The sequence below is a fragment of the Arthrobacter sp. FW306-06-A genome (assembly GCF_021870055.1).
In the GTDB taxonomy this organism is placed as follows: Bacteria; Actinomycetota; Actinomycetes; order Actinomycetales; family Micrococcaceae; genus Arthrobacter.
Window position 1 is genome coordinate 4,157,667 of sequence record NZ_CP084552.1, and the last position, 21,764, is coordinate 4,179,430.

Sequence of the window (21,764 nt, forward strand, 5' to 3'; positions counted from 1 at the left end):
TCCCGGGTGTACCAGTACCCTGCCCGGCAGAAGAAGGCTTCAAACATCAATCGGCAGGCCGGCAAGTACGCCGCTCCATGGTTAGGCAGGTGCAGTGTTAGGCAATAGTCTGGCCAGATGGGGACCAGTGCCGTGAACTCGGGCGAACAGACTGACAGGCAATCGCGCATCCTTGACGCAGCAATGGACCTGCTGTCCCGGCACGGTATTTCGGGCGTTAGTATGCGGGCAGTGGCGCGCGAAGCCGGCGTGGCGCTGGGCCTGGTCAACTACTACTTTGATGACAAGACCACCCTGATCCGGGCAGCCCTGGGCAGGGTGGATGAACACGATCTTTTGCTCGTTGCCCCGGACCCGTCGGTGTCCCCCGATGAGCAGCTTCGGAAGGCGCTCCGGCGGGTGGCGGCCGCCGACCTGCTCACCACCCGGTACCTGTCCCTGCGCCTGCATCTTTGGGCCCTGGCCCAAGCGGATGAGGATTACGCGCAGATCAACGCCGCCGCCTTTGACCGGTACATCGACGGGCTCGCCGCGCTGGTGTCCAGCGCCAAGCCCGACCTGCCCTGGCTGGCGTGCAGGGAGCGGGCTTCGGACATCGTCGTCATCCAAAACGGCATGTGGCTGACGGCGCTGCTCGGGGTGGACAAGGCCTCCATTCAACGAAGCATCGCGCGGACGGAAGAGATCGCGTTCGCGCCGATCCCCGATCCTGACCTGAGCGAAAGAGACTAAAACGCGGGGCCGGACCACGCCTAAAGCGCCGGCCGCAAGGCAACCGTAGCTGCATGAGCAGCATTGAACAAGTGTTCAAGAAATCTATTGAACACTTGTTCAAAGTGCATTACTGTCCTCCGTATGACTTACGCCACATCAACGCAGGACCTTGTTCCAGGCGTCGAAACCGACACAGCGTCCACCCTGTTCATCAACGGCAAGTGGGAACCGGCATCCTCCGGCGCTGTGCGCGAAATCCGGAATCCGGCCGACGGCGAGCTGGCGGCCATAGTCTCCGAGGCCGGCCGGGCGGACGCTGAACGCGCCATCGCTGCCGCCCGCTCCGCCTTCGACTCCGGCGTCTGGTCGGGCGTCCCGGCACCGGAGCGCGGCGCCTTCCTCCTGAAGGTTGCCGCCGGGCTCCGCGAACGCCGGGAAGAGTTCGCCCGTGCCGAGTCGCTGGACACCGGCAAGCGCATGGTGGAAAGCCGCATCGACATGGACGACATCGCCGCCTGCTTCGAATACTTCGGCAGGCTCGCCGGGCAGCAGGCGGGCCGCGTGGTGGACGCCGGGGACCCCGCCGTCGTGAGCAGGATCGTCTACGAACCCGTGGGTGTCTGCGGCCTCATCACGCCCTGGAACTACCCCCTCCTCCAGGCCGCGTGGAAGATCGCCCCGGCCCTCGCCGCAGGCTGCACCTTCGTCCTCAAGCCCTCCGAGCTCACCCCGTCCACCAGCATCCTGGCCATGCAGCTGCTGCAGGACCTCGGCCTGCCGGACGGCGTGGCGAACCTCGTCACCGGCACCGGCCCGGAGGCGGGCGCACCGCTTTCGGAACACCCCGCCGTCGACCTCGTCTCCTTCACCGGCGGCCTGGAAACCGGCAAGCGCATCGCCGCTGCCGCCGCCGGCACCGTCAAGAAGGTGGCCCTGGAGCTTGGCGGCAAGAACCCCAACGTGGTCTTCGCCGACGCCGACTTCGACGCCGCCGTGGACAACGCCCTCAACGGCGCGTTCGTCCACTCCGGCCAGGTCTGCTCCGCCGGGGCCCGGCTGCTGGTGGAGGAATCCATCGCCGAACGCTTCGTGGACGAGCTGGTCCGCCGCGCCCAGGACATCAAGCTGGGCGGCCCCTTCGATGACGCCGCCGAAACCGGCCCCCTTATTTCCGCCGCGCACCGGGACAAGGTGCACGCCTACGTCCAGCGCGGCATCCAGGAGGGTGCACGGCTGCGCACCGGCGGCGCCGCGCCGCAGGGAGAGAAGTACGACGCCGGGTTCTACTACCAGCCGACCGTCCTGGACCAGGTGCAACGCGGGATGTCCGTGGTCACCGACGAGGCATTCGGCCCGGTGGTCACCGTGGAAACATTCCGCACCGAGGACGAGGCCGTCGCCACTGCCAACGACACCATCTATGGCCTGGCCGGCGCGGTCTGGACGCAGGACGCCGGCAAGGCGCAGCGCGTGGCATCCCGGCTGCGGCACGGCACCATCTGGATCAACGACTACCACCCCTACCTCCCCCAGGCCGAGTGGGGCGGCTTCGGCCAGTCCGGCGTCGGCCGCGAGCTGGGCCCCACGGGCCTGGCCGAATACCAGGAAGCCAAGCACATCTACCAGAACACCAGCCCGCAGGTCACCGGCTGGTTTGCTGACCACGGCAAGGAGAACTAGATGCACTTCGACAACATCGACGACGCCACCCAACGTGGGTTCGACTACGTCGTCATCGGCGGCGGGTCCGCCGGCGCCGCCGTGGCCGCACGGCTGAGCGAGGACCCGGACGTGACCGTGGCCCTCGTGGAGGCGGGACCGGATGACCGCAACATCCCCGAGATCCTGCAGCTGGACCGCTGGATGGAGCTGCTGGGATCCGGGTACGACTGGGACTACCCGATCGAACCGCAGGAGAACGGCAACTCCTTCATGCGCCACGCCCGCGCCAAGGTGATGGGCGGCTGCTCCAGCCACAACTCCTGCATCGCCTTCTGGGCCCCGCGCGAGGACCTGGACGAGTGGGAAGCCAAGTACGGCGCCACCGGCTGGAACGCCGACGCCGCCTGGCCCCTGTACCAGCGGCTGGAAACCAACGAGGACGCCGGACCGGACGCACCCCACCATGGGGACTCAGGCCCCGTGCACCTGATGAACGTGCCCCCGGCGGATCCTGCCGGCGTCGCGCTTCTCGATGCGTGCGAGCAGTCGGGCATCCCCCGCGCCAAATTCAACACCGGAACCACCGTGGTCAACGGCGCCAACTTCTTCCAGATCAACCGCCGTGCTGACGGCACCCGCGCCTCCAGCTCCGTCTCCTACATCCATCCCATCATCGACCGCCCCAACTTCACCCTGCTGACCGGCCTGCGCGCCCGCCAGCTGGTGTTCGACGCGGACAAGCGCTGCACCGGTGTGGACGTGGTGGATTCCGCCTTCGGCCGCACCCACCGCCTCACCGCGCACCGCGAGGTGGTCCTGTCCACCGGCGCCATCGACTCCCCCAAACTGCTCATGCTCTCCGGCATCGGCCCGGCCGCGCACCTCGCCCAGCACGGCATCGAGGTCCTGGTGGACTCCCCCGGCGTAGGCGAGCACCTGCAGGACCACCCGGAAGGCGTGGTGCAGTTCGAGGCCAAACAGCCCATGGTTCAGACCTCCACCCAGTGGTGGGAGATCGGCATCTTCACTCCCACGGAGGACGGCCTGGACCGCCCCGACCTGATGATGCACTACGGGTCCGTCCCGTTCGACATGAACACCCTGCGGCACGGCTACCCCACCACGGAGAACGGCTTCAGCCTCACCCCCAACGTCACGCACGCCCGCTCCCGCGGGACGGTCCGGCTACGCAGCCGCGACTTCCGCGACAAGCCCATGGTGGACCCGCGCTACTTCACCGACCCCGGGGGCCACGACATGCGCGTCATGGTGGCAGGCATCCGCAAGGCCCGCGAAATCGCCGCCCAGCCCGCCATGGCGGAATGGACCGGCCGCGAACTCTCCCCCGGCGTCGAGGCGCAGACTGACGACGAACTGCGGGACTACATCCGCAAGACCCACAACACCGTGTACCACCCGGTGGGCACCGTCCGCATGGGACCGGCCGACGACGACATGTCGCCTTTGGATCCCGAGCTGCGGGTCAAGGGCGTCACCGGCCTCCGGGTCGCCGACGCGTCCGTCATGCCGGAACACGTCACGGTCAACCCCAACATCACCGTCATGATGATCGGCGAGCGCTGTGCCGACCTGATCAAGGCTGATTACGCCGGCGCCGACGCCCTGGAAGAGAAGGAGCTCACCACGTCCCTGGCCTGAGCGGCAGGCCTGAACGGGGCCGCACATCCCAACAATGCGGGCCCCTCCACCAAGCAATATTCCGCCGCACCCCAGGGCGGCCGGCCCATCGTGCTTTTCTGATCTAGGAGTCCATATTGGAACCCAGCAAGAGTATTGATTCAAGCGGCATGGACGAATTCGGCTACACCCAGACCTTGGACCGAAGCATCGGCAAGTTTGCCAGCTTCGCCGCGGGTGTCAGCTACATCTCCATCCTCACCGGCGTTTTCCAACTGTTCTACTTCGGCTTTTCCATGGCCGGCCCGGCGTACGCCTGGTCCTGGCCCATTGTGTTCGTCGGCCAGCTGATGGTGGCCCTGTGTTTCGCCGAGCTGGCGGGCCGTTACCCGGTGGCCGGCTCTGTCTACAACTGGGCCAAGCGGCTCGCCTCCGGAACCTCCTCCTGGCTGGCCGGCTGGCTGCTGCTGTTGTCCTCCATCATGGCCCTGGGCTCCGTGGCCCTGGCCCTGCAGATCACCCTCCCCCAGCTCTGGGAGGGCTTCCAGTTCGTCGGTGACGGCACCGGCCCCTACGACTTCGCCATGAACGGCGTGGTGCTGGCCACCATCATGATCACCATCTCCACACTGATCAACGCGTTCGGCGTGAAGCTGATGACCCGGATCAACAGCATCGGCGTCTTCGTGGAGCTCATCGCCGCCGTGCTGCTGGTCCTCGCCCTCGGCTGGCACGTGGTGCGCGGACCCGAGGTCTTTTTCCAGACCAACGGCTTCGGTGAAGGCAACGACCTTGGCTTCTTCGGCGTCTTCCTGATCGGCGCCATGGCCTCCGGCTACGTGATGTACGGCTTCGACACTGCCAGCTCCCTCGGTGAGGAAACCAAGGACCCCAAGAAGACCGCACCCAAGGCCATCCTGCGGGCTGTCACGGCGTCCTTCGTGCTCGGCGGGCTGATCCTGCTGTTCGGCATCCTGGCCGCCCCGGACCTCGCGGACCCCCAAGTGGGATCTCCCGACGGCGGGCTGCAGCACATCGTGCTCTCCGTCCTGGGTGGACCCTTCGGCAAGGCCTTCCTGGCCTGCATCGTGGTGGCCGTGGTGGTCTGCACCCTGGCCGTGCACGCCGCCGCCATCCGCATGATGTTCGCCATGGCGCGCGACAACAACCTGCCCTTCAGCCGGCAGCTGAGCAAGGTGGACCCGGTCCGCAGGACCCCCACGGTCGCCGCGATCGTCATCGGCATCATGGCGGTCATCCCGCTGCTGGTCAACGTCATGCAGCCGGCCATCTTCACCATCCTGTCCAGCATCAGCATCGTGCTGATCTACCTGTCCTACCTCCTGGTCACGGTGCCCCTGCTGCGCAAGCGGTTCGCCAGGAAGTGGCCCATCCTGGATGACGGTTCCGAGCCCGGGTTCTGCATGGGCAAGTGGGGGCTGCCGGTGAACATCCTGGCCGTCCTGTGGGGTGCCGCCATGACCATCAACCTGGTCTGGCCGCGACCGGAGATCTACAACTCGGTGCCGCCGTTCGAGTGGTACCTGCAGTGGGGCGGGGTGATGTTCGTGGCTGCGGTGGTCGTTGGCGGGGCCCTGCTCTACCGCCTGAAGATCCGGCACCAGACCGGCGTGCTGGCCGAGCATGCCGCAGCGGTGGCTGCCCACCCGTCGTCCAATGACCCCAGGTATGACGCACCGGAGGAAGCGGTGCCCGCCAACGCGGTCCTGGCAACCGAAGGCTAACAACACCACATCAATAAAGGTCGACGGCGGCACTCGCTTGAGTGCCGCCGTCGGCCTTTGTGGGTGGTGCCCGCCTGGCCATGTTGAGACCCGGCGTCACACAACGGAACCGCCATCGGCTCCGGACCGGCAACGCCCTACCCTTGACAGGTGACATTGACTAAGATCCGCACCGCCGCCGCGAGCTCCATCGCCGCCGCCGGCCTCCTGCTTACCCTCGCCGCCTGCTCCACCCCGGCCTCCACCCAGCCAAGCTCCTCGGCCCCTGCCTCTTCCGCAGCGGCTTCGTCGAATGCCAGCGCCGCTGCAACCTCCGCCGGCCCCTGCGCCGGCGTGAAGGTCGTCGTCGATTCCGGCGCCCTGAAGCAAGCCGCCGCCGACACCTCCACCTGCGTGTCCGTGGAAGGACCCACCGTGGCATCGGACGTGCTGAGCAAAGCCGACGTGAAGATCGAAGGCACCGCCAAGTACCCCACGAGCTTCGCGTGCCGCGTCAACGGCGTGCCCGCTGCGGACTTCGACATCAAGCACAAGGGTGGCACTACCCGCGAAGCGTGCGATGACAAAAACACGGTCTCTTATTGGGCCCTGTGGGTGAAGCCCGCCGCCGGCACGTGGGCTTACGCGCAGGAAGGCCTGGACAGCCTCAAGCTCAGCCCCGGTGAGAGCCTTGAACTGCTCTACACCGTGGACAACGAACCGGCAGCACCCGCGTCATGACCTTCCGGCCCGCGCCGTTGCGCGCAGCGGCAGTTCTCGCCGCTGTGTTCATCGCGGCGCGGGTCGTCTACCGCGTCCTGTTCAACGGGGCAGGTACCGGCAGTCCGGTCCTGCTCAATCTCCCGCCGCTGCGGCTGCCCGCCCCGTACGCCCATGTGGTGTTCCTGGGCCCGGTCACCGCCCCGGGGCTGTGGGCGGCGGTGCTGTCCGCGCTGCCGATCGCCCTGACCATCCTGGCTTTCGGGCTGCTCAACGCCTGGGTGGATGTATCCCGCGGTTTCGTCCGCCTGGCCCGCGGCGGCCCCCTGCAGGGCATTGCGCGGATGCTGGTGGTGGCGTGGGCGGCGCTCCCCGCCCTGTCCGACGCCGTGGCCTCCGTCCGCCTGGCCTTCCGGCTCCGGGGCGAACGGTTCGGGCCCCGGGCCCTGGTGCCGATCCTGGAGCGCACGCTGGAACACGCCGGCAGGGTGGCCGCGGCCCTGGAGCTGCGCGGCTTCGGGAGCCGGGGCACCTCCCACACGGATCACGACGGCGGCAGCCCACTTCAGGTGCGCGACGCGCAGTTCCGGATTGGTGAGGCCCAGCTCCAGGTTGGCAGTTTCGAACCGCGGCCGGGGACGCTGTCGGTGATGACCGGGCCTACGGGCTCCGGCAAGTCCACCATCCTCCGCGGCATCGCCGGGCTGCTCTCCCATGTCGACGGCGGGGAGATTTCCGGCACCGTGATTGTTGGCGGACTGGACCGCGCCTCCGCTCCCCCGCGCGATACGGCCCGCATGGTGGGCGTGGTTCTGCAGAATCCCCGCGCCGCGTTCGCCACCACCCGGGTCCGGGACGAGATTGCCCTGGCGCTGGAGCTCCGCGGCGCGCCGTCCCTCGCCGGGAAGGCGCGAGTGCTGGAGGTGGCGGAACGGGTGGGGGTCACCGCACTGCTGGACCGGGACGTCAGCACCCTGTCGGCCGGTGAAGCTACGCTCGTTGCCATCGCGGCCGCCGTCGTGGACCGCCCCAGGCTTCTCCTGGTCGACGAGCCCCTGGCCGATCTCGACGCCACGGCCCGCGCGCGCGTCACCACTATCCTCCGTACACTGGCCCGCGAAGACGGCGTCTGCGTCATCGTGGCCGAGCACCGGGCGGAGGCTCTGGTACCGGTTGCCGACGCATGGTGGACCATCCAGGATGCGGCGCTGGTGCCCGATACTGCGCCGTCCCCTTCAACCCCGACTGGTGCACGTCCAGCGCCTATTCCCGTTCCGGAGCAGCCCTCCGTACTGACGGCGGCCCACCTCTCGGTGCACCACAAGGGCACGCCGCTGGTGCGTGACGCCTCGCTGGACCTGCACCGCGGGGGGATCGTGGCGCTGGTGGGGCCGAACGGGGCCGGGAAGTCGTCCCTGCTCGTGGCGCTGGCCCTGGGCGAGGGGACGCCGGGAACCGCCCGTGCAGGAACGGTCGACGGCGGCCGGGTCGCCCTGGTGCCGGACGCCTCGGACGACCTTTTCACCAGGGACACGGTGGCGGGCGAGCTGCGTGCGGCGGAACGGCGGCTGGCCCGTGGAAAGAACGGCGTACAGCCTCAGCCCGGGTTCGCAGCTGCGCGCCTTGCCCGGCTGCGCGGAGCGGACGGAATGCCCATCGGCCACGAGCATCCGCGGGACCTGTCCGCCGGCGAACGCAGGATCCTGGCCATCGCCCTGCAGACAATGGACAACCCGGAGGTCCTGCTGATCGACGAGCCCACCCGCGGGCTCGATCCCGCCGCACGCGCAGCGGTTTCGGCGGCGCTGCGGGCTGCCGCGGAGGACGGTACGGCAGTCCTGATCGCCACGCACGACCTTGGCTTTGCCCACGGCCTGGGTGCCCGGATCCTCCCCATGCGTGATGGCGTGGCCCCGTCAGCAGAGCTGGAACCCGCCAGGGAAACGTTCGTCCCGGCACCCGCGCCGGCCCTTGCCTGTCCAACACCAGCCGCTTTTCAGGAGCAGGGCGTCACTGCGGCTGCGAAGAAGCCCCACCGCCTCCGGCTGCCGCGAGGCGCCGAACTCGCCATCCTCGCGGCCGCCAACCTGCTCGCCCTCGCGGCGTTCTGCTGGCCGCTGCTCGCCGCGGCACTCCCCCAGGACGCCGCCGCCGCAACCCCCTACATTGCCCTGGCCATCGCACCCGTGGCCGCGGTCGCCGTCGTACTTTCCCTGGACGGGTCCGTCCGCTCAGCACACACGGTGGCACTGCTCGGCGTGCTGGCCGCCGTCGGTTCCGCCGTCCGGGTGGCGAGCACCGGCGTCGGGGGCGTGGAAGCGGTGTTTATCCTGCTGATCCTGGCCGGCAGGGCCTTCGGTGCCCGGTTCGGGCTGCTGCTCGGTGCGGCGACCATTGCCGTGTCCAGCGCGCTGTGGGGCGGGATGGGGCCGTGGACGCCGTTCCAGATTTTTGCCTGTGCGTGGGTGGGCGCCGGGGCCGGGCTGCTCCCCAAGCGGGTGCGCGGCAGGGCCGAACTTTGGATGCTGGCCGGCTACGGCGTCGTGGCGTCCTACCTGTTCGGGCTGCTGCTGAATCTGTGGTTCTGGCCCTTCGCGGTGGGTGCCGGCACCGGGATTTCGTACGTGCCGGGCGCGCCGCTGGCCACCAACCTCAGCAGCTTCCTGCTGTACTCGCTCCTGACCTCGACGGCGGGCTGGGACACCCTGCGTGCCGTCACCACGGTGATCGGCATCGCCGTGGTGGGCCGGGCAGTGCTTGCCTCGCTGCGGCGGGTGAAGCCAGTGTCCGCCGGCGGTGGAAGGGTTGGCGGCCGCAGCGGGGACGGTCCGGAAGCGCCGCCTCCTACTTTGACGCGGTCCGGCGGTTCACTGCGAAGATGACGATTCCGCCGATGACGGCAAGGACGTAAAACCACGTGGCAGCCGTGAAAACGGCTGCATAAGCCTGTGCCTCCGTGGGGGTGTGGGGCGCGTCCGTTCCGGCGGTTGTGCTGAAGACGACCGTGAGCAGAGCCAAGCCGATCGATCCGCCCAGCTGGTGGGCGGTGTTCACGAGGCCGGATCCTGCACCGTTGTCCTCCGGAGCCACGCCGGACATCCCAAACTCGGTGAGCACGATGATGGCGATTCCCTGGCCAACGCCCAGGACGATGAGGGGCAGGAAGACGTCCGGGAAGTACGCCGAGACGGGGCCGATGGTGCTCAGCCACCACATTCCCAGCGCCGCAACGACCAGCGAGGCCACCAGCAGCATGGGCTTGCCGATGAGGGCGCTGAGGGGCCGGACGGCGTAGACCATCGCGAAGAACAGGAGGGTGAGCGGGATGTATGAGATGCCGGCGGTGAAGGCGCTGAACCCGAGAACGTTCTGCAGGTATTGGCTGAGGAAGTAGAACGTTGAGAACATCGCGCCCACAATCAGGATCCGGATGAGGTAGGCGCCGGAGCGGGTGGTGTCCCTGAACAGGCGCAGGGGCGTGATGGCCTGGGGGCTGCGGCGCTCAGTCAGGATAAACACGGCGATCAGCAGGCCTGCGAGAAGCAGCGGCAGCCACGTTGCCGGAGCTGCCCAGCCTGCTTCGCCGGCATGGACCAGGCCGAAGACCAGGGCGGTCATGCCGAGCGTGACGGTCAGTGCGCCCGGTGCGTCGAAACTGCCCTTGCTTTTGGCCGTTTCCGGCAGGAATCGGGGAACAAGCAGCAGGACCGCCGCACCGATCGGCACGTTGATCAGCAGGCCCCAGCGCCAGGAGAGCAGGTCGGTGAAAACCCCACCGACGATGATGCCGACACTTCCGCCGGCACCAATGACGGCACTGTAGATCCCGATGGCCCGCGACCGCTCCCCGGGTTCCGGGAAGGACTGGACCAGCAGGGCCAAGGTTGCCGGAATGGCGAACGCCGAGGCAATTCCCTGCAGCACGCGCGCCAGGATCATCACTGCAGAGTTCGGCGCAAGCCCCGCAAACAGCGAGGCGATGGTGAAGACGGCGACGCCCGCCATGAACACCCGGCGTCGCCCCAGCAGGTCACCGGCCCGGGCACCTAGAAGGAGGAGCCCGCCGAAGGCGAGTGCATAGCTGTTCTGGACCCAGGAAAGAGTTGGACCCGTAAAGCCCAGTTCCCGCTCCAGGTGCGGAAGTGCAGTGGTGACGATGGAGGTGTCCAGCACCATCATCAACTGGCAGCCCATGATCACGGCCAGCACCACGAACCGCGACCATCCTCCTGGCGAGGGGGCCACCCGGGCTTCCGTTTGTAACCTGCTCACGTCAACACTCCTTGATAAGTAACTGGTTGGTTACTTGATGGTGCGCCTGCCGCCGTTCTTTGTCAACTAACTGGTTACTTGCTAGAGTGCAGGAGTGGCCCGAGATGCTGAAGCAACCAGGAAACGGATCCTCGATGCAGCCGAGGAGGAGTTCGCAAAGTACGGGATCGCCGGCGCCCGCGTGGACCGGATCGCCGACATCGCGCAGGCGAACAAGGCAATGATCTACCGCTATTTCGAAAGCAAGGACCGCCTCTTTGACGAGGTCTTCAGCCAGCGGGTACTCGCCTTCGTGGACGAGGTGGAGTTCGACGCTGCAGACCTCCCCGGCTACGCGGGGCGGTCATTCGACGTCTACCAGAAGTACCCCAATACGCTCCGGCTGACCAACTGGTACATCCTGGAACGCGGCGAGGAGGGCCAACTGTCCACCCTTACAGCCTCCTACCGGGACAAACTCAGCCGCATCGAGGCAGCCCAGAAGGAGGGTTTGCTCCCCGGTGACCGGACCGCCATCGAAATCCTGACGGCGGTCCGCGCCCTGGCCATGGCGTGGCACATCCTCACCCCGGACATGGCCCGGGCCCAGCTGCCCGCCGTCGCGCGCCGGCGCCAGGCCGTCGTCGAGAATGTCCGCAAGCTCATTGCACTTTAGCCGGGCGCGTTTGAGTGCCCGACCGGGGCTGGCGGCGCGCGGCCGGCAGCCGCCAGCTCACACCTTGAAGTACTTCGCCTCCGGGTGGTGGAACACGAACGCGTCGGTGGACTGCTCGGGGTGCAGCATCAGCTCGTCGCTCAGGATGACGCCCATGCGCTCGGGCTTCAGCAGCTCCGTCACCTTGCGGCGGTCCTCCATGTCCGGGCACGCGGGGTAGCCGAGCGAGAACCGCGCACCGCGGTAATCGAGCTTGAAATACCCTGCCGTATCCTTCGGCTCCTCGGCACCGAAACCCAGCTCCTTGCGGATGCGGGCATGCCAGAACTCGGCCAGCGCTTCGGTGAGCTGCATGACCAGGCCGTTGAGTTCGTAGTAGTCGCGGTACTGGTTGGCAGCGAACATCTTGGAGGTGAACTCCTCGATCTTGGAGCCGGCGGTGACCAGCTGGACCGGCAGGACGTCGATCTGGCCCGATTCGCGGGACTTCACGAAGTCGGCTAGGCACAGGTGCCGGTCGCGGCGCTGGCGCGGGAAGTCGAAGCGCAGCCGGTCGGTGCCGATCGGGCCACCTGTTCCACCGTCGGGGGCGAGCAGTCCCGCGGTGCCGAGGACGCCGTCGGGATCCTCGCCGTGGTGCAGCACCACCACCTGCTCCCCCTCGGAGACCACCGGGAAGTAGCCGTAGGCCACGGAGGCGTCCAGCATGCCCTCGGCCAGGATGCGGTCCAGCCAGTAGCGCAGCCGCGGCCGGCCCTCGCGCTCCACCAGTTCCTCGTACGAGGCGCCGTCCTCGCCGCGGCCGGGCTTGAGGCCCCACTGCCCCATGAAGGTGGCGCGCTCGTCGAGGAACGCGGAGTAGTCGTGGAGCGAGACGCCGCGGACGATGCGGGTGCCCCAGAACGGCGGCACGGGCACCGGGTTGTCGCTGGCGACGTCGGAGCGGCCGGGCATGGCCTCCGGCTCGGTGACCGTGAACTTGGCGCCGCCCTTGTGGATGCGCTTCTTCAGCGGCGGCAGGCCGACGTCGTCCGGTGACTCACCGCGGGCCACGCGGACCAGCGGCTCCATCAGGGACAGGCCCTCGAAGGCGTCCTTGGCGTAGCGGACCACGCCGTCGAACTGCTCGGCCAGGTCCTGCTCCACGTAGGCGCGGGTGAGGGCTGCGCCGCCCAGGATCACCGGCCACTTCTTGGCCAGGCCGCGTGACTGCAGCTCGGCGAGGTTCTCCTTCATCACCACGGTGGACTTCACCAGCAGGCCGGACATGCCGATCACGTCGGCGTTGTGCTCCTCGGCGGCGGCGATGATCTCGGCGATGCCCTGCTTGATGCCGATATTGACCACTTTGTAGCCGTTGTTGGTGAGGATGATGTCCACCAGGTTCTTGCCGATGTCGTGCACGTCGCCGCGGACGGTGGCGATCACCATGGTGCCCTTGCCGGAGGAATCGGACTTTTCCATGTGCGGTTCCAGCAGTGCCACGGCGTTCTTCATAACCTCGGCGGACTGGAGCACGAACGGCAGCTGCATTTCGCCGGCGCCGAAGCGTTCGCCCACCACCTTCATGCCTTCGAGCAGGTGGTCGTTGATGATGCCCAGCGGTGTCATGCCCTCGCTGCGGGCCAGGTCCAGGTCTTCCTCGAGGCCCTTGCCTTCGCCGTCGATGATGCGCCGTTCCAGGCGAGCGCCGGTGGGCAGCGCGGCCAGTTCGGCGGCGCGCTGGTCCTTGAGTGCTGCGGTGTCGACGCCGGCGAACATGTCGAGCATGCGGGCCAGGGGGTCGTAGGTGGTGTTGCCGTCGGCGTCGTATTCGCGGCGGTCCCAGACGAGGTCCAGGGCCACCTTGCGCTGCTCCTCGGGCAGCGATGCGAGCGGCACGATCTTGGCGGCGTCGATGATGCCGCTGGTCAGGCCGGCCTGGACCGCTTCGTGCAGGAACACGGAGTTCAGGACGATGCGCGCGGCCGGGTTCAGGCCGAAGGAGACGTTGGAGACGCCCAGGGTGGTGTTGATGCCCGGGTACTTGGCGGTGATCTGGCGGATGGCCTCGATGGTTTCGATGCCGTCGCGTCGGGTTTCCTCCTGGCCGGTGGCCACCGGGAAGGTGAGGCAGTCGACGATGATGTCCTCAACGCGCATTCCCCACTCGCCCACCAGGGCGTCCACCAGGCGCGAGGCGATGGCCACCTTGCCCTCGGTGGTGCGGGCCTGGCCCTCTTCGTTGATGGTCAGGGCGATCACGGCGGTGCCGTGTTCCTTCACCAGCGGCATGATGCGCGCGAAACGGCTGTTGGGGCCGTCGCCGTCCTCGTAGTTGACGGAGTTGACCACCGGGCGGCCGCCGATGAGTTCCAGTCCGGCCTTCAGGACCGGTGGTTCGGTGGAGTCGATGACCAGCGGGAGGGTGGAGGCGGACGCGAAGCGGGAGACGATTTCCTTGACGTCCGCGACGCCGTCGCGGCCCACGTAGTCAACGCAGACGTCCAGCAGGTGCGCGCCCACGCGGATCTGCTCGCGGGCGATGTCCACGCAGTCGTCCCAGCGCTCTTCGAGCATGGCCTGGCGGAACGCCTTGGAGCCGTTGGCGTTGGTGCGCTCACCGATGGCCAGGTAGGCGGACTCCTGGTCGAAGTTCACGTGCTGGTACAGGGAGGCGACGCCGGCCTCGCGCTCTTCGGGAATCCGTGCTGGGCCTTCGCTCTTGGTGGCCACCGCTTTGTCGCGGAAGGGCGCGAGACGTTCGACGACGGCGGCCATGTGTTTCGGCGTCGTACCGCAGCAGCCGCCCACCAGGCCCAGGCCGAATTCACGCACGAACTGCTCGTGCGCGGTGGCGAGTTCGGTAGGCGTGAGCGGGTAGTGCGCGCCGTTGGCGCCGAGGATGGGCAGGCCGGCATTGGGCATGCAGGCGATGGCGACGGAGGACTGCTTGGCGAGGTGGCGGAGGTGCTCGCTCATCTCGTCCGGGCCGGTGGCGCAGTTCAGGCCGATGGCGTCGACGCCGAGTGGCTCCAGGGCGGTGAGTGCGGCGCCGATTTCGGAGCCCATGAGCATGGTTCCGGTGGTTTCGACCGTCACCTCGACGAAGATGGGGAGGCGGATGCCGCGGGAGACGATGGCCTGCTTGCAGCCGTTGACCGCGGCTTTGGTCTGCAGGAGGTCCTGGCTGGTTTCGATGAGGAAGGCGTCCGCGCCGCCGTCGATGAGTCCCTCGGCCTGCAGGGCGAAGGTCTGCTTGAGGTAGTCGTAGCTGGTGTGCCCGAGGCTGGGGAGCTTGGTGCCGGGGCCCATGGAGCCGAGGACCCAGCGCAAGCGGCCGTCTGTTTCTTCTGCCGCTTCGGCGCGTTCGCGGGCGATTTGTGCGCCCTTTCTTGCCAGTTCCTCGATGCGGTCATCGATGCCGTAGTCGGAGAGGTTGGACCAGTTGGCTCCGAAGGTGTTGGTTTCGACGGCGTCGATGCCGGTGGCGAAGTAGGCGTCGTGGATGTCCGCGATGACGTCCGGGCGCGTGTCGTTGAGGATCTCGTTACAGCCCTCGAGGTTCTGGAAGTCCGTGTCCAGCTGCAGGTCACGGCCCTGCAGCATGGTGCCCATGGCGCCGTCGGCAATGACCACCCGGTGGTTCACGGCGTCCAGCAGTTCCCGGGACCGGGCGGGACGGGGGACGGACTCGATGTCCAGTGCGAAACGAGGCATTTAAACAGGTTACGGGCGGGGGCCGGAACGTTGCGCTGTGTGTCCGGATACTACGGCGGGGCACACCAGGGTTGCCCGGTACTCAAAGATCTTCTCCCGAGCGCGGTCTTGGCCGGCACGCCGATAACGTATGTTATGTAAACCTGTACTCTGCGTATTGCCTTAGATGCATCATTTGCAGCCTTCCTGCAGGCTTGCCGGTGACCGCGTCGTGGCCGGCGCCGGGGCTGTCAGCCTTCGCACTCGGTGCAATAGGACTGGCCGTTGCGTTCGCGTACCAGCTGCGACCGGTGACGGACCAGGAAACAGGATGAACAGGTGAACTCATCCGCGGCCTGCGGGACGACCTGGACGATGAGTTCCTCGGAGACGATTTCCCCGCCCGGCGTCAGCCCTTCGTCGAGGGCGTCCGCTTCGTCGAGTTCGGTGACGACCCTGCGGGTATCCGGGGCGCTGGCGGACTTCAGGGCCTCCAGGGAGCGTTCCTGGGACTCCTTGACGTCGGAACGGACTTCGTCATAATCGGCAGCCACTGTTGGTGGTCGTCGTTTCTTCCATCTGTCGCTTGTTTTCTGACCAGTGAGCAACCTATACCACCCTGAGGTTTCTCCCGGCGCAGGGATACGGCGGACGTCACTTTGGGTTAGGGCCAGGCCCCGCGCGCGCCGGGTCTTGACGTGCCCCAAGCGCGAGCCAACACTCGTTCTCACATACCGACGAACGGGAGGCCGCCGTGAATGGTCAGCGCATCGGGTACGTACGGGTCAGCACGATCGATCAGAACGAGCTGCGCCAGCTCGAAGGCCAGGTCCTGGACCGGGTTTTCACGGACAAGGCATCCAGCAAGGACACCACGCGGCCGCAGCTAACCGAGCTCCTGCGGTTTGTTCGCGACGGTGACGCCGTTTTCTTGCACAGCATGGACCGCCTCGCCCGCAACCTCGATGACCTGCGTGCCCTGGTCCAAGGCCTCACCCGGCGCGGAGTCCGTGTGGAGTTCCTCAAAGAACAGCTCGTCTTCACCGGTGAGGACTCCCCCATGGCCAACCTCATGCTCTCCGTCATGGGCGCCTTCGCCGAATTCGAACGCTCCCTCATTCGAGAGCGTCAACGCGAAGGCATCGCCTGGCCCAGCAGCGCGGAGTTTACAAGGGGCGGAAGAAGACCCTGACACCGGAACGCGCGGCCGAGCTGGTCCAGCGCGCCGGCAGCGGCATCCCGAAAGTCGTCCTCGCCCGTGACTACGGAATCAGCAGAGAAACGGTGTACCAGTACCTCCGCCATGCCCGGCTCGAATAACCACTCCCCCGGCCCGTACCGCGGCGGGACATCCGGAACCGGGGCAGTGTTCACAGCCAAGGTCAAGGTTCGCCCGGCAGAGTTGTCGGTGGAACTTCGGCCAACCGCTATTTGGCCGGAGTTTCGCCAATTCCACGGCCGTCGGCCGTCGTTGGCATCCTAACCACGCTCAGTGGCAGTAAGTCAGAGCTTCTACTGTCCCCTACGTCTGAATAAGTAAATCCCGGCGACATGTCCTTTGGTGACTACACCCTGCCCGGTTGCCAGCACACGGTTAGTGGACGTGGACCCCGTTTCTACGAAGACGTAACCAGCGTGCTCGAGATGCCAGCCAACCGCTTCGATCTGCCCCAGGGTAACAGCAGTGGAAGGTGCTTGGACTAGTACGTTCTCGGAGGAGCCGAATGACGAGTGTGATCCGGCCAGGGAGCTTACTTCCATCTCGACCTGGAAGAACTCGTCTCCATTTTTGTATGCACTCTCCGCCATGCCCAAGGGACTGTTTCTGTGCGCTTCCCTGGCCCGTTCTGCTTCACGTACTCGAGCGCGCTCCTGATTAGCGGCCTGACGTTCTTGTTCCTGCTCTGCCCACTTTTCCCGCAAGCCCATCTTGGTCCTTAATCATCGTTGTTGAATCTTGGTCCTTAATCATCGTCGCTAATAGGGAGGTTGGGCATCGGGAATCCGATGTACCGCCGAACCACGTTGACACCCTAAGCCAACCAGCCGAACGCCAGACGATGAGTAGTGAAACCCTCATCCGTGTCGGCGCAGGAGTCCGGTCTGACGCGTCGCCCAAGACCCCGTCAACCCTAGTTCTACAGAACCTCCGTTATCGGCGCTTCAGCAGGGGCGGGAGAGATCGAAATGGGCTGCCGACGAGGGTTCTATCGGCTGGTGGCGGGAATGCGACCGGTTCTTCGTCAATGCTGTAGATGATATCGGAGGGGCCTGTTAATCCTGGTGATGTCTTCGAGGGTGATGTGGAGGTTTGTTTGGAGTTAAGGCCAGGTTACGCGAAGACCCACCGCACGCCGCGCAGTCGGGCGGCCTACCGACACTCCTGATGTAAATTGGGCCGGGATGACCGTAAGCCGTGTGGCACCGCCATATCGCTCTCTGGTGGGATTTATAATTCTTCCAACATGAGTAACTCAAATCCGGCAAAAGACACTGAGAAGCCATCTGGCTGGGTCCGCTTCTTTCGTCTTTTCGTGCCTAAAATATCGAAGTCTTCCGAGCGCCCCGACCTGGTTAGGCAAATGCGGGAGGTAACGGAGCATGAACAACGGACAGTCTCTGCGCTTCTTCCGACGATACCTGCCGCGGCGGTCATTTACGTCACTATAAACATAATGGTGCAAGTCCAAGGAAACAAGAATACGGCGCTTGCAATCGTCACAAACCTGCCGCTAGGCTCGCTTGCAATGGTGATACTCATCAATGCTGCAAATCTAATACTCTTAAGCATGACAATTGCCGCGCCCGCTATTGCACTTGATGAGCGCCAACAGCCTTTTGTGCGTAAGGTGTTTAGTGTCGCCACCTTCGTTTGTCTTTATATTTATGCCCTCGCCTTTTCCGCTCTTTTCGCAGCAGGATCACTCTTACTTACGTACATCATGTGGAGAATCCGACATGCAGCAGCATCCACCCGGGCCCAAGGTTTCACAGAGTGGGTACGAGATGACACCGCCCCCAAGGATGCGGCATTATTCGAATATTGGACGAAGGCTCGCACTCTGATCCACACCGAAAATGCCCAAGCTGAAGGCACAGAGGACGGTAAACTTCTCGAGCTACGACGGGCTGTCCGTGAGCGTCGGCAAGCAATTTGGGACGCCGGGAAACCGGATTTTAGAAATGCGATCTACCGGTCCGGGGCCCTGCTCATATCCGGCTACGGAATAATGTTGTTGACGACGCCCGTTCAGCTTGGTCCGCTCGAGATTGTGCAACTCAAAAGTGGCCCGTCAATAATGGGGTATGTATTGATAGCCAGCGAAGACCGGGGAGTTGTGTTCGATGGAAAAAACAAGGCGGTAAAGCCGATCGTTGCAGGCGACATAACGCGACGCCTTATTTGCACTAAGACGCCATCATGGACATCCATGACAATTGGGGATCTCGCAAAAATTAACGAGATGACGTGGACGTCAAGAGAATATTGTTCATGACGTGGGAGTCTCGACGATGTGCCGGTCGGCAAGGGTGGCCGGACGGGAAGTTCCACTGCTCAGACCGGCCCTGCAACCCGAGTAGCGCGTCTCTAGCTTTACAGAATCGTTATTATCGGCGTTTCAAATTAGGCGGGGGAGTACCCACAAAAAGGCGAAAAGGGGCAAACTTTGCAGAGCGGGCGTCAGGACTGCTTGACCAGCGCCGCTTCGATATTGATCCTTACCTTGTCGCTGACCAGCACGCCGCCGGCTTCCAGTACCGCGTTCCACGTCAGGCCGAAGTCCTTACGGCTAATCTCGGCTTCGGCCGAGGCGCCTGCGCGCGTGGCACCGAAAGGGTCCACGGCCACACCGCTGAACTCCACTTCCAGTTCCACCGGTCTGGTGACTCCCTTGATGGTGAGATCGCCGGTCAGCGTATAGTCCTCGCCGTCGCCTTCTATGGATGTGGCTCGGAATGTCATCTCCGGATATTTTTCCACATCGAAGAATTCCGGTCCTTTCACGTGGGCGTCCCGGTTGGCGTCACCGGAATCGAAACTGGAAGTTTTGATCGTGGCATGCAGTGACGCGTCGGCCAGGGACTCTCCGATCCTGGCCTCGGCGGAAGCCTCGAGGAAGCGGCCCCGTACCTTGCTGATGCCTGCGTGCCGGACCGTGAATGCAATCTCACTGTGCGACATGTCAAGAACCCAGACCCCTGAAGTTATTCCGTGTGGCAGACTCATTTTGCATCTCCTTAGCAGTGGAAATCGGTCAGGATGACCAACCCCCACACTGCTGCACCCGGGATTTTTTGTCCATTGCCTGCGCCCATCAGCAGGAAGCCGATGGCGCCAATGACAGTGGTTTTGGATTCCTGCGACGATCAGCGTGAAGCCGGCCTGCTTTCTTCATTCGACAGCGCCACGGGGACCCGGTCCCTCGTGATCGGGCGATTCCTCGGGAAACATCTGTTCGAGGGCCCTGTTGTTGGCCCCCAAGGTGAGCAGGTCCAGCAGTTCGCCTTCACTTAGTCCTGATGCTTCACTGACATCGGTAAGGGACCAGGACCCGCTTGCGAGCAGTGCCGACGCGGAGGCCTGCAACGCCGCGTAGGCGGTATCGAGCGCGGTCTCGGCGGTCAGGATCACGTGAGCGAGAGTCCGCAGCTGTTCAAGTTCTGCATCCATGCTGATCCTTCCCTGTCGTTCCGGCAATTAAGGGTGAGCGGCTATTGTTCGAGGACGCTGTCGATCAGATCCTTGAGGATCTCCCAAAAGTCCCGGGCGCGGAACGACGTAACGGGCCCTCTTCCCTGGGCTTGCCGCACGGCGTTCGCCACGGCAATCGCCTCAGCAAAAAGTTCGGCTGTGACGGCAGGGACACGTTCAGGTTCAAGGGCGAGGATATGTTCCACCAGGGCCCGGGAGTGCTTTGCAGACTCCCCGTCCTGGTCCCAATCGAGCCTGCTCGGTTCAAGGCGTGTCTTTGCCGTCTGGAATCCCCGGTCCACATGCGGGGCAAAACCGTCGTTCATATATTGGATAGTCATTGTCGTCACCTTCAGGCCGCCTGGCCTCAGGACAACCTGTGTCATGGGAAGCGATGCCTTGCGGACGCCGGGTGGCACCAAGCCCACCACCGCTTCGGAGGAAGGATGCCTCTGCCCTGATCCTGCCTGTGCGCCAAGAGGCGCAGTGGTGCTCCTGCAGGAGATACCGCCGGAGAGGCAGCCGTGGGCTGCAGCCTCCTTCCCGGTCAGTTAAGCGCTGATTTGCTGCTGCTCGCCGGCTCCGGACGAACCTTCGATCTTCCGGGGCCGGGCCTTCTCCGCCACCGGAATCCGGACCGTGAGGACACCGCCGTCGTAGCTTGCCTTCACCTTCTCTGTATCCAGTGCTTCACCCAAAAGCAGTTGTCGGCTGAAGACACCGCGCGGGCGCTCGGAAGCAATCAGTTCGATGCCCTCTCCAACGGTGTCCTTACGCTCGGCACGGATGGTCAGAACGTTCTGCTCGACATTCACATCGATCGACTCAGGTTCAACACCGGGTAAATCAAGCGCGACCACGAACTCCTTGCCGTCACGCCAGGCGTCCATGGCCATCGCGGTGGGGCGGGCAGCCGTGCCCAGCGCCTGCTGCGTCAACCTGTCGAGCTGCCGGAACGGATCGCTCATCATCAACATGACATGCCTCCTCTGATCAGCAACCGACAGGATAGATCTATATCCGCTGACATAGATTTTTAACACTGACACCTGAGATTGGAAAGAGTCTTTGGTAAGCGGAAGACCCCGGCTTCTGGCACTGATTCCTCTCGTTGGCATCGTCCTCTACCCGTCCTTCAAAAACAGTAAATGGCTCAAACTTCGGCCGTAACGCCCTCCTGGCTGGGGCTTAACAACCAACGGCAGCGCGCGTATCTTAAAGCTGTTCGATCCGATCCTGGCCTGGGGCCGTGTCGGCTGTGCGGGCTGGGCAGCAGACAGGAGGCACACGATGAGCAATCTCATGCGGTGGTCCGGCGTCGACATCGCAGATCCCATCCGGCGGTTCCTCGAAGGGGAAACAGGATCCTGGCTGAGGGTAGAGGAATACCGTGACGGCGATTCCATGGTCGTCAAAGCGGAGGTGCCTGGCATCGATCCCGGCAAGGTTAGACATCACCCTGAGCGGGGACGATCTACGCATCAACGTCCGGCACGAGGAAAAGACCGAGCACAAGGACAAGCGCGGATACCGCTCCGAGGTACCCAGTGGCTGAGGGTCCGTCCCGCTGCTGGCACCGGAAAGTCCAGTCCGCACGCACGCTGGACGGGCCCTTACCGCTGATGTTGCTCCCGGGATGTCTCCTGGTTACCACATGGAGGAGGACCAGTGGCCATTGACTATGACGAGCCCCGTACAAAGGCCGAAGATGAGGCGGCGCAGCCACTGGATGAGCTCAAGACTGACAAAGCCTCACCCGCAGCGGCGATCCTTGACGTGGATGAAGGCGACCTGGCCGACAGTTTCGAACTTCCCGGCGCTGACCTTTCCAGTGAAGAATTACTGGTCCATATCGTGCCGATCCAGCCGGACGAGTTCACGTGCAGGTCCTGCTTCCTGGTCCATCACCGCAGCCAACTCGCCAGGGAAACGGACGGAAACAAGTACTGCATCGAATGCGAAAGCTGAGCAGCCTGTGACGCTTCCCTGATTGAGACGGATTGGTTGA

General features: G+C 65.0%; 17 protein-coding genes and 1 pseudogene. 11 read left to right on the top strand and 7 right to left on the bottom strand.

The genetic code is table 11. The features are described 5' to 3' along the window. Positions 1-117: 117 nt before the first annotated feature. The 6 genes from LFT49_RS19475 to LFT49_RS19500 all read left to right on the top strand — a co-directional run bounded on the left by LFT49_RS19475 (position 118) and on the right by LFT49_RS19500 (position 9,340). On the top strand, positions 118-732 hold the full coding sequence (locus tag LFT49_RS19475) for a TetR/AcrR family transcriptional regulator (protein ID WP_237429136.1): 615 nt from the start codon (positions 118-120) through the stop codon (positions 730-732). A 123-nt stretch (positions 733-855) separates the two neighbouring features. Next, positions 856-2,394: an aldehyde dehydrogenase family protein gene (locus tag LFT49_RS19480; protein ID WP_237429137.1), complete on the top strand. Its 1,539-nt coding sequence runs from the start codon at positions 856-858 to the stop codon at positions 2,392-2,394. Then, positions 2,395-4,035 carry a GMC family oxidoreductase gene (locus tag LFT49_RS19485; RefSeq protein ID WP_237429138.1) on the top strand — a complete coding sequence of 547 codons (1,641 nt, stop codon included), beginning with the start codon at positions 2,395-2,397 and terminating at the stop codon, positions 4,033-4,035. A 149-nt stretch (positions 4,036-4,184) separates the two neighbouring features. Further along, positions 4,185-5,759 carry an APC family permease gene (locus tag LFT49_RS19490; RefSeq protein WP_237430560.1) on the top strand — a complete coding sequence of 525 codons (1,575 nt, stop codon included), beginning with the start codon at positions 4,185-4,187 and terminating at the stop codon, positions 5,757-5,759. A 150-nt stretch (positions 5,760-5,909) separates the two neighbouring features. Next, entirely contained in the window at positions 5,910-6,479 is a 570-nt protein-coding gene (locus LFT49_RS19495) for a hypothetical protein (RefSeq protein WP_237429139.1), read from the top strand. Then, positions 6,476-9,340: an ATP-binding cassette domain-containing protein gene (locus tag LFT49_RS19500; protein WP_237429140.1), complete on the top strand. Its 2,865-nt coding sequence runs from the start codon at positions 6,476-6,478 to the stop codon at positions 9,338-9,340. The genes LFT49_RS19495 and LFT49_RS19500 overlap by 4 nt, the downstream gene beginning before the upstream one ends. On the opposite strand, the gene LFT49_RS19505 is transcribed toward LFT49_RS19500, so the two are convergent. Continuing rightward, positions 9,303-10,730, bottom strand: coding sequence for a DHA2 family efflux MFS transporter permease subunit (locus tag LFT49_RS19505; protein ID WP_237429141.1), 1,428 nt, complete (start codon positions 10,728-10,730; stop codon positions 9,303-9,305). The genes LFT49_RS19500 and LFT49_RS19505 overlap by 38 nt on opposite strands. A 94-nt stretch (positions 10,731-10,824) precedes the next feature. Between LFT49_RS19505 and LFT49_RS19510 the strand changes: the two genes are divergently transcribed. Further along, a complete protein-coding gene (locus LFT49_RS19510; RefSeq protein ID WP_237429142.1) occupies positions 10,825-11,385 on the top strand; it encodes a TetR family transcriptional regulator in 561 nt (186 codons plus the stop codon). A 57-nt stretch (positions 11,386-11,442) separates the two neighbouring features. Here the strand turns inward: LFT49_RS19510 and metH are convergent, their stop codons facing one another. Next, positions 11,443-15,084, bottom strand: a complete 3,642-nt coding sequence (metH, locus tag LFT49_RS19515; RefSeq protein ID WP_237429143.1) for a methionine synthase — start codon at positions 15,082-15,084, stop codon at positions 11,443-11,445. A 230-nt stretch (positions 15,085-15,314) separates the two neighbouring features. Next, complete coding sequence (locus tag LFT49_RS19520) at positions 15,315-15,617, bottom strand: DUF4193 domain-containing protein (protein ID WP_237429144.1); 303 nt, start codon at positions 15,615-15,617, stop codon at positions 15,315-15,317. 200 nt (positions 15,618-15,817) lie between these two features. On the opposite strand from LFT49_RS19520, the pseudogene LFT49_RS19525 reads away from it, so the two are divergent. Further along, positions 15,818-16,383 (top strand): annotated as a pseudogene (locus tag LFT49_RS19525) (recombinase family protein). A 1,145-nt stretch (positions 16,384-17,528) separates the two neighbouring features. Further along, positions 17,529-18,560, top strand: a complete 1,032-nt coding sequence (locus tag LFT49_RS19530) for a hypothetical protein (RefSeq protein ID WP_237429145.1) — start codon at positions 17,529-17,531, stop codon at positions 18,558-18,560. A gap of 185 nt (positions 18,561-18,745) precedes the next feature. On the opposite strand, the gene LFT49_RS19535 is transcribed toward LFT49_RS19530, so the two are convergent. From LFT49_RS19535 to LFT49_RS19550, 4 genes are all read right to left on the bottom strand, one after another. After that, a complete protein-coding gene (locus tag LFT49_RS19535) occupies positions 18,746-19,291 on the bottom strand; it encodes a YceI family protein (RefSeq protein WP_237429146.1) in 546 nt (181 codons plus the stop codon). Between the two features lie 165 nt (positions 19,292-19,456). Further along, entirely contained in the window at positions 19,457-19,735 is a 279-nt protein-coding gene (locus tag LFT49_RS19540; protein ID WP_066431710.1) for a hypothetical protein, read from the bottom strand. A 41-nt stretch (positions 19,736-19,776) separates the two neighbouring features. Continuing rightward, the gene (locus tag LFT49_RS19545) at positions 19,777-20,097 is read right to left on the bottom strand and encodes a hypothetical protein (RefSeq protein WP_157360897.1); all 321 of its coding nucleotides are present in this window, start codon (positions 20,095-20,097) and stop codon (positions 19,777-19,779) included. A 210-nt stretch (positions 20,098-20,307) separates the two neighbouring features. Further along, positions 20,308-20,733 carry an Hsp20/alpha crystallin family protein gene (locus LFT49_RS19550; RefSeq protein ID WP_236803115.1) on the bottom strand — a complete coding sequence of 142 codons (426 nt, stop codon included), beginning with the start codon at positions 20,731-20,733 and terminating at the stop codon, positions 20,308-20,310. 413 nt (positions 20,734-21,146) lie between these two features. On the opposite strand from LFT49_RS19550, the gene LFT49_RS19555 reads away from it, so the two are divergent. Beyond that, entirely contained in the window at positions 21,147-21,311 is a 165-nt protein-coding gene (locus LFT49_RS19555) for a hypothetical protein (protein WP_237429147.1), read from the top strand. A gap of 113 nt (positions 21,312-21,424) precedes the next feature. Then, entirely contained in the window at positions 21,425-21,724 is a 300-nt protein-coding gene (locus tag LFT49_RS19560; RefSeq protein ID WP_066431719.1) for a DUF4193 domain-containing protein, read from the top strand. Positions 21,725-21,764 lie beyond the last annotated feature (40 nt).